This window comes from Thiofaba sp. EF100 (assembly GCF_039822285.1).
Taxonomy (GTDB): domain Bacteria; phylum Pseudomonadota; class Gammaproteobacteria; order Halothiobacillales; family Halothiobacillaceae; genus Thiofaba.
This window is the reverse complement of sequence record NZ_JBAJEY010000005.1, coordinates 209,903-216,735: the sequence shown is the minus strand read 5'-3', so window position 1 is coordinate 216,735 and position 6,833 is coordinate 209,903. Positions and strand designations below refer to the sequence as shown.

9 protein-coding genes are annotated in these 6,833 nt (G+C 59.3%); 2 read left to right on the top strand and 7 right to left on the bottom strand.

Going from position 1 to position 6,833, the window contains the following annotated elements:
• On the top strand, nt 1-283 hold a 283-nt coding region (locus V6D91_RS10075), incomplete at its 5' end, for a Uma2 family endonuclease (protein WP_347320127.1).
• Nucleotides 284-320: 37 nt separating this feature from the next.
• Here V6D91_RS10075 and V6D91_RS10070 read toward each other — a convergent pair.
• The 5 genes from V6D91_RS10070 to V6D91_RS10050 all read right to left on the bottom strand — a co-directional run bounded on the left by V6D91_RS10070 (nt 321) and on the right by V6D91_RS10050 (nt 5,566).
• The gene (locus V6D91_RS10070; protein WP_347320125.1) at nt 321-1,841 is read right to left on the bottom strand and encodes a hypothetical protein; all 1,521 of its coding nucleotides are present in this window, start codon (nt 1,839-1,841) and stop codon (nt 321-323) included.
• Nucleotides 1,842-1,843: 2 nt separating this feature from the next.
• Nucleotides 1,844-2,473, bottom strand: a complete 630-nt coding sequence (locus V6D91_RS10065) for a fused MFS/spermidine synthase (protein ID WP_347320123.1) — start codon at nt 2,471-2,473, stop codon at nt 1,844-1,846.
• Nucleotides 2,449-4,146 (bottom strand): phosphoethanolamine transferase, encoded by a 1,698-nt coding sequence (locus V6D91_RS10060; RefSeq protein ID WP_347320121.1) that lies wholly within the window; start codon nt 4,144-4,146, stop codon nt 2,449-2,451. The genes V6D91_RS10065 and V6D91_RS10060 overlap by 25 nt, the downstream gene beginning before the upstream one ends.
• A gap of 68 nt (nt 4,147-4,214) precedes the next feature.
• A complete protein-coding gene (locus V6D91_RS10055; protein WP_347320120.1) occupies nt 4,215-4,652 on the bottom strand; it encodes a pilin in 438 nt (145 codons plus the stop codon).
• A gap of 377 nt (nt 4,653-5,029) precedes the next feature.
• On the bottom strand, nt 5,030-5,566 hold the full coding sequence (locus tag V6D91_RS10050) for a hypothetical protein (RefSeq protein ID WP_347320118.1): 537 nt from the start codon (nt 5,564-5,566) through the stop codon (nt 5,030-5,032).
• Here V6D91_RS10050 and V6D91_RS10045 point away from each other — a divergent pair.
• Nucleotides 5,566-5,769, top strand: coding sequence for a hypothetical protein (locus V6D91_RS10045; RefSeq protein WP_347320117.1), 204 nt, complete (start codon nt 5,566-5,568; stop codon nt 5,767-5,769). The two genes, V6D91_RS10050 and V6D91_RS10045, sit on opposite strands and share 1 nt — an antisense overlap.
• A gap of 241 nt (nt 5,770-6,010) precedes the next feature.
• Here the strand turns inward: V6D91_RS10045 and V6D91_RS10040 are convergent, their stop codons facing one another.
• Both V6D91_RS10040 and V6D91_RS10035 read right to left on the bottom strand, forming a co-directional pair.
• Nucleotides 6,011-6,439 (bottom strand): DUF86 domain-containing protein, encoded by a 429-nt coding sequence (locus tag V6D91_RS10040; RefSeq protein ID WP_347320115.1) that lies wholly within the window; start codon nt 6,437-6,439, stop codon nt 6,011-6,013.
• Nucleotides 6,429-6,827: a nucleotidyltransferase domain-containing protein gene (locus V6D91_RS10035; RefSeq protein WP_347320114.1), complete on the bottom strand. Its 399-nt coding sequence runs from the start codon at nt 6,825-6,827 to the stop codon at nt 6,429-6,431. The genes V6D91_RS10040 and V6D91_RS10035 overlap by 11 nt, the downstream gene beginning before the upstream one ends.
• Between the last annotated feature and the right edge of the window lie 6 nt (nt 6,828-6,833).

Sequence of the window (6,833 nt, the reverse complement as noted above, 5' to 3'; positions counted from 1 at the left end):
AGGATCAGAAATTCTTGAGCCTTTTACAACCGTCCGTGAAAACGGGGTAGAACCCTCCCCCTCCACTGCGCGCATTGACCTGTTCGAGAAACGGTTCAACTACGCCCGCCTCTCAGGGCTGAAAGAGTACCTCGTGATCAATCCCGACCGCCGCAGGGTCGAGGTCTTCCGCTACCCCGGAGCGACCCATGAGCTCTACCTTCAGGGGCGGTTTTATCTCGCCTGTCTTGAGATGGAGCTTGAGGTCGAAAGTCTCTTTGCTGACTTGAGCGAAACACCGTAGCCCGGATAGAGCGCGAGCGGAATACGGGATGTGACAATTACCACCACACCACGCGACCATAGCGGTACTCAGTGATCATGTTTTGATCGGTAATCACCTCAAGCGGCCGCCCTGCAAGTCTCTCCTCATCCTCGACGTCAATCCACCCCTTGGACAGCAAGGTGCTGACCGCTTCTGATGCGTGCGCGCTGTCATGCGCGCGATTGATCTGAAGGTTGGAAAGCACCTCGCTCAGACGATTCCGTGCAAGGATAGGATCGGGGGTGGTGAAGTTATGGTCGCTAGCGTAGACGAAATTGCTGTCTTTCCACCGATAGGCAAACGAAAACACTGCGGCAGCTGTTTTAAGTGCGTCGGGTGAGCCGGTAGCATTGAATGCGAGAATACCGCCAGGTTCGAGGTGGGTGCGAGCTAAATTGAGGAAGTCTGATGAAAGTAGGTTTGTTATCAAGGCGCGCCAGTGAAATGTTGTATTCATGACGATAAGGTCGAAACGCTCGGCTTCGTTTCGGCGCAGCCAGCGGCGACCGTCATCGATGTGAATATGCACACGCGAGTCACGCAAAATGGGTGCCACTTCTGGGCGTCCGCGTATGAGTGTGATATAGCCTGGATTGATTTCGATGACATCGATACGCTCGACGGACGGAAAGGCCGCGAGCACACGCGTCCACGAGCCGCCGGATAAACCAATAACCAGTATCTTGCGTGGTTGTGGGTGCAAGGCGGCTAGCAGGTATACGCGGTCGATTCTGTTGCTGTTATCGATAAGGCCGATATTGATCTTGCCGTCGTAAATGTTGCCGCCATAGACGGCCTCATCGGTGTCAGGGCGGACTAGGGTATGAATGATGCCGTGCCTGTTCTCAAGTAAGAATCCGATTGACTGTCCGGGCGAGGGGGCGGCAAGAGCTTCCAGCAGTGCGGTCTGCCGGGGCATCAGGACCGTTGTGGACAGCACGGCTAGCCCCGACAGGGCCAGCGTTAGGCGCCATGAGAATTGGGGGGCCATCATGCCCCCAGTAGCGAGCATGATGGCCCCAAGTGCGAGCATCAGTGACTGGCTCGTCATCAGATCAAGCCACCAGAATCCAATAAGCAAAGGGGCTAGGGTTGCGCCGACGATGTTGGCGAAATAGACCCGCGCGATGGAGCGGCCAGTGTCCGCGCTACCGAGGTGCCCCCCCAAGTGGTGAACGACTGGAAAGAGGGCAGCTTTGCTGGCGGCTGTGGCAATAATGAGGCAGCTCATGAGTGGCGTGAGAAAAAGCCCGCCAGCCGCCTGCATGACCAACCAGGGGGTGGCGAGGTCGATGATTCCAGAGAGAACCAGACTGCGTGCACCAAAGGTGCGGATGGCTGTCAGCAAACGGTTTTCGCAGGCGCGCTTCCCGGCGAGCGACCCAAGAACGATGCCGAAGAGAAAGAGACTCAAGACGAGGGCGAAGGTCTGTGGCGAATTGCCATTGGCGAATCCGGCAATCCGCACCCAAAGAATCTCCTGACCGAGGCTGGCAAAACCGACCAAAGCCGACGTCAGCCAGGCAAGCGTAGTCATCCTCATGGGGCTACCTTGCTTTGATTTGGATAGGTGAGGAGAAGTACGGATACCCCAGCGGCGACGGAGAGATTGCCCAACGCAGCGAGGCGAATGGCCGTGTCCAGCGTGAGCCAGTAGAACAGGGCGAAGCCGGCGAGCAGTGCCCCAATGGTCGCACCAAGAGTATTGCTCGCATAAAGTGCGCCGGTTGCCTTGCCGATGTTCGTCCAGCGCCGGGCGAGGTCGGTCACCAGGATCGGCAGCGTGGCTCCCATCAGTAGCGTCGGGAGCAAAACAAGGGCAAAGTTCACTGCTGCGATGGCAGGCAGCGGGGCGTGAATCATGGCCTCCCCTGCCCAGCGCAGCAACTCTGGACTGAGGAATCCGAATACCCCCACGCCCCCCTCGGCAAGGGCGAAGAGCAGCAATGTGCGGGAGGGGTGACGGTCGGACAGCCAACCTCCCGCCAGCGCGCCGACGCCAAGGCCAAGCATGAAGGCGGCGACCACGATGGTTACAGACTCCAGGTCGGCGCCGAATGATGCAAACAGGATGCGCTGCCAGGCGACCTGATAGACCAGCGCGCAAGCGCCAGAAATCAGGAACAACGCGCCCATGGCTGCGATCAGGGCATCTTGAGTTTGCCGCATGGCTCCATCCTCATGGCATGGTCAAAATCAGGTACCGCCAAGGTCCAGCGTGGGCCTGGTGCGAAAGCCTCCGAGACCCAGCTCAGTCTATGATCATGAGCTGGATGCTCGATGTGCGCGATATCCGCCAAGGCGTGGAACACGCCCGCTGAATAAAGTGGTGCATCGATCCGCTCCTGCAGGCGCTTCATGATATCCGGGTGCGCGTTCCTATAGCTGTTGGAAAACCATGCGAGAGCGCTGACCCGGAAATCGGCTTCATTGTCGTGGCCATGTCCGCTCGTCGTGCATGCGCCTTGAGGAATGTTCTCTCCATGGTCGGAGACATAGGTCAGCGCTGCGTAGCTGTTGGGACGTGCTTGCAGCTGCTGGATGAGCTTCGAAAGGATGTGATCGGTAAATAAGATCGTGTTGTCGTAAGTATTGGTCACTGTTTCCGCGCGCTCATCGGAAGGATCCTGCTTCTGCGAGGGGCGGAACTGGTCATAAGTTTCCGGATAACGCTGGGCATAGGCCTTATGACTGCCGAGGAGATGGACGACGAAAAACTTGCGCTGTTCCGGCTCCTGAAGGAAACGCTCGAAAATGGGCAACAAGGCATCGTCGTGGTTCCCCTGTTGCGTGTAGTCGACACCGTTGGTGTAGAGCACTTTGTCGGCCTCGTAGGCGTGCACGGCGATGATGGAGTCATGCAGCCCAAGTGGGGCTTGATTGGAGATCCAGTAGGTTTTGAATCCTGCTTGCTTAAAAAGGCTCACCACAGAGGCCTGGCCGAGGGGGGCGCGATGGGTGAAAGGATCCTGCTTGCCGGTCAGAATGATGGGTACGGCGAGGCGGGTGGCGGAGAAGGGTGATACCACATTGCGGAAGCTCACCAGGTTTTCTGTTGCCGCAAGCTTGGGGGTGGTATTGCGCTCATACCCATTGATGCCCCAATGCGCGGGGCTGGATGATTCACCGATCACCAGTACGTAAACCTCGTCAGCATCCACTTCAAGGGTGCGCTGGGGATGGAAGTCCCAGTACTTGATCTGCTCGCCGGCTGCGCGCAGCCGGACGCGCTCGGCAAGGTAATCGCGAACGCGGAAAATTACCCCCAACGGGTAGCTATCACTCAAGGTGGCGCCGAGCGGTGAGGCCAGCTCGGTGGTCATGAGCGACTCCAGGGAGGTTTGCGCAGCCTGTGCGTCGAAGACTGGCTTCTTCTGGGCCCAGTCCCACTCCAGCCAGGCGTACTGGACCATGGGCACCAGGCTTGCAAGCGCAAGCCATCGCAAATAACGGGAGGGAGGGATGGTCGGTGTTTTACTCGCTAGCCTCAGCGTGGTGAAGAACAGGACGAAACCGCTGGCTGAGCAGGCAAGCATGGGCAGTAGGCCCAGGTATTCGATGGCCTCAATGGGATTCGACTCACTAACCACGGCGAGAATATGCGGTGTCGTGGGTTGTCCGAATTCGATGATGTAGGAAAGCTCGAAGGGCAGAAGGAGGTAGAAGGGGCTGAGTAGCCTTAAGACCCAGGCCGGGCGCCGAGTCCAGGCAAGCAGCGCTGTAACGAGGGCGAGGGAGGCCGGCAAGCTGCGGATGATTGCATCGACAGGGTCATCGGCGATCGCACAGAACACCAGGTTGGGGGTTAAAAGCAACGCCAACCAGAGCAGTGCCGTTTTCATGGCATCTCAATCACGAAAAAACCCCGCCGAAGCGGGGTTGTCGAAGGTTAAAGCTGCATCGACAGGGGTTAGACGCGGCACTCGGCCGGAACGTACTTGTTGTTTGCGGCGGAACTCACGGCGCACGTCCAGTTGACCACTCCGTTCGCGGTCAGGGTGGGGGTAAGGGTAAGGACTACGCCTTTTGCAGCAGTTGTGCCAGTGAGTGTGATTGCACCAGTAGTGTCATTGCAAGCAAGGGACAGGAGGCTCTTCAGACCATCTCCTGATCCAATGGTGGTAACCCCCCGGCAGCTTCCTGCCTGAATTGCGCCGAGGTTGGCAATATTCTCACCTACAGTGGCTTTAGCAGCTGCGCCGCCAGCCATAAGCTCGGATACACGAGCACGCACGGTGTAATCCTGATAAGCCGGCAGGGCGATGGCCGCCAAAATACCAATGATCGCAACCACGATCATCAGTTCGATCAGGGTGAAGCCTTGTTGGGCCTTTTTCATCATGTTCATGGTGTGCCTCCGTTGGGATGGTTTGGGTTGGCATGAGGAATCATGCACAAGCCATGCCAAGTGTGGTGGTTCTGTTTGACGGTTTGATGAAGGGTGCATGGGACTGGGGTTTGGAGCGCTGGGGCGTGTGCGCTGTGTAGGTGCGCGGTGAGGTGGATGTGACAGGGTTTGTCAGAATTTGACCATGACTTTGTCATGGTTTGACGGAGCGCCGTGAGCGGGCCTTGGCCGACGCGCCTGATTCGCCCTTGTAGGAGAGGCGTGTCGCCGCGACAGGCGTGCCACACAGGTGTCGGCCCGAGGGCGGGCCTCCTACGGGGGGCGTGTCCGTGCGAGGGTTCCCGGATTCCGGCCTGTGGCTTTTCCTTCGAGTGACGTTAGGTGTTGCTCAGGGTGATGGTGTTGAACTCGGAGGCAAAATCGCCCCGTGCTGGGGTGAGGTGGAGGTGTTGCTGGCACATACGGACGAGTCTTCCGGCCGTGGCGTAAAGGACAGGGGCCAAGGCGTGTAAGGCGTTGAAGTGTTCAGCAATCTGTTCGTAATCGGTTTCGTAGTCGTGGGCGGCGAGATTACGCGCGGTGCGAAGGAGTTGCCACTGTTCAATCGAATCAATGACCCGCTGTTTTTCGAACCAGGCGAGCACTTGAAGGAAGGTGTCGGTGGGCTCGCCCATGAGCAAAGCGGTATGGCGCATGGCGGAGGCAAGGATGTCCTGAAGCTTGGCGAAGCGCTCGTTCATGGCGGCCAGAGTCTCAAACCATTCGGCGTTTTTCTTTTGGGCTTCCAGGAGGGGTGCGGTCAAAGGCCAGGGAAGCCGTTGCTCCGTGGCATGAAGGTAATAGGTGCTGCGTTGGATGGCGTCGAGCAGTTGGGCAAGGTGGGTGCGTTGAGCCTGGAGGATGGCTTGGGTCATTGCAGTTCAACCCCTTGGAGTCTGGCGAGCTGCTGAAAAGGCGTGGCGGGACGATCAAGCGGGTGAATGACAAGATCGACCGGTCGGCCCAGGGCGCTTTCGAGAGCGAGCTTGAGTTGTGCGCGTTGGAGGAGCGGGGGCATGGTGGGGGGTTCGAGCAGGAGGTCGATATCCCCACCGTGCCGCTGGTCGTCAAGCTGTGAGCCGAAGAGGATGGTGCGGGTTTCCGGTCCAAGGCGGCTATGGACGGATTGGAGAATGAGTTCGCGTTGCTGTTGGGTCAGGCGCATGGGGGGATGGCCTTTGATGGAGTGAGCTCGGCGGCATGAATGATGGGTGATTACAAGTGTAGCCCGGATGGAGCGCAGCAAAATCTGGGGAAGGCGTGGTCCAAGGGAAGATGCCCCCGGACCCGGCCTTTGGCCTTCATCCGGGCTACGCTGGCTAGGGATGGGGTGATGTGTTTGGGGGCTTGCGCATGAGAAAGTCGACGACGAACCGAAACTCGCCGCGCTGGATGAGGCCGTGCAGGCGCGCCAGGTCAATGTTCATGTAGTCGTGGACGATGCGGTTGCGCAGACCCACGAGCGCGTTCCAGGTGTTCAGGTCTTCAGCGGGAATCATCCCGGCCTCGGCAAGGGCGGCAAATGCATCGTAGGCGGACACAGGCACGGCGCGTCCTGATGCCTTGAGCCATTGCTTGGCCTTGCCGATGGCGTTTTCGATCAGCACTTGCAGGGCGTGCAGGATGCCGCTTTCCTCCAGCAGCGTGAGTTGGCGCCCAGAGTTCAGCAGGGCTCGGGCCTGTTCGAGGATGGTGGCCTGGCGCTCGGCCTGGCGTTCGGTCTCGGCTTGGTAGAGGTCAAGCCGCATGCTCGCGCTCCCAGTAGAAGTCTTCCAGCTCTCGCCAGGTACGGCGCAGGAAACGGGCCCAGGCGGGGTGGTCTTCGCCCCATAGGGGGATGCCTTCCTCGGCCACGGCCGCCCGCATGGCAAGGTTGGCCTGGGCCAGGTCAATGAGGTCGATGCGATCCTCGGGCAGGCTCAAGGCCTGGGCCAGGGCGCGGCGCAGGGTTTCGGTGCGGGCGATGCGCGTGAGCCAGTCAAGACCTGGCGCCCAGCTTAAAGCGATATCCCAGTCGCTGTCGGGGCGCGCACGCCCTTGAGCACGGCTGCCCACCAGGACGGCGAAGTCCAGTCCCTCGTGCTGGGCGAGGACCTGTTGGATGGCTTCCAGAGGAATGTCGTGATGTGCTGTCACGCCGTA

What these genes read in the sequence shown, in the direction of transcription:
- V6D91_RS10070 (WP_347320125.1), bottom strand. Translation starts at nt 1,841, where the DNA reads ATGACTACGCTTGCCTGGCTGACGTCGGCTTTGGTCGGTTTTGCCAGC.
- V6D91_RS10065 (WP_347320123.1), bottom strand. Translation starts at nt 2,473, where the DNA reads ATGCGGCAAACTCAAGATGCCCTGATCGCAGCCATGGGCGCGTTGTTC.
- V6D91_RS10060 (WP_347320121.1), bottom strand. Translation starts at nt 4,146, where the DNA reads ATGAAAACGGCACTGCTCTGGTTGGCGTTGCTTTTAACCCCCAACCTG.
- V6D91_RS10055 (WP_347320120.1), bottom strand. Translation starts at nt 4,652, where the DNA reads ATGAACATGATGAAAAAGGCCCAACAAGGCTTCACCCTGATCGAACTG.
- V6D91_RS10050 (WP_347320118.1), bottom strand. Translation starts at nt 5,566, where the DNA reads ATGACCCAAGCCATCCTCCAGGCTCAACGCACCCACCTTGCCCAACTG.
- V6D91_RS10040 (WP_347320115.1), bottom strand. Translation starts at nt 6,439, where the DNA reads ATGCGGCTTGACCTCTACCAAGCCGAGACCGAACGCCAGGCCGAGCGC.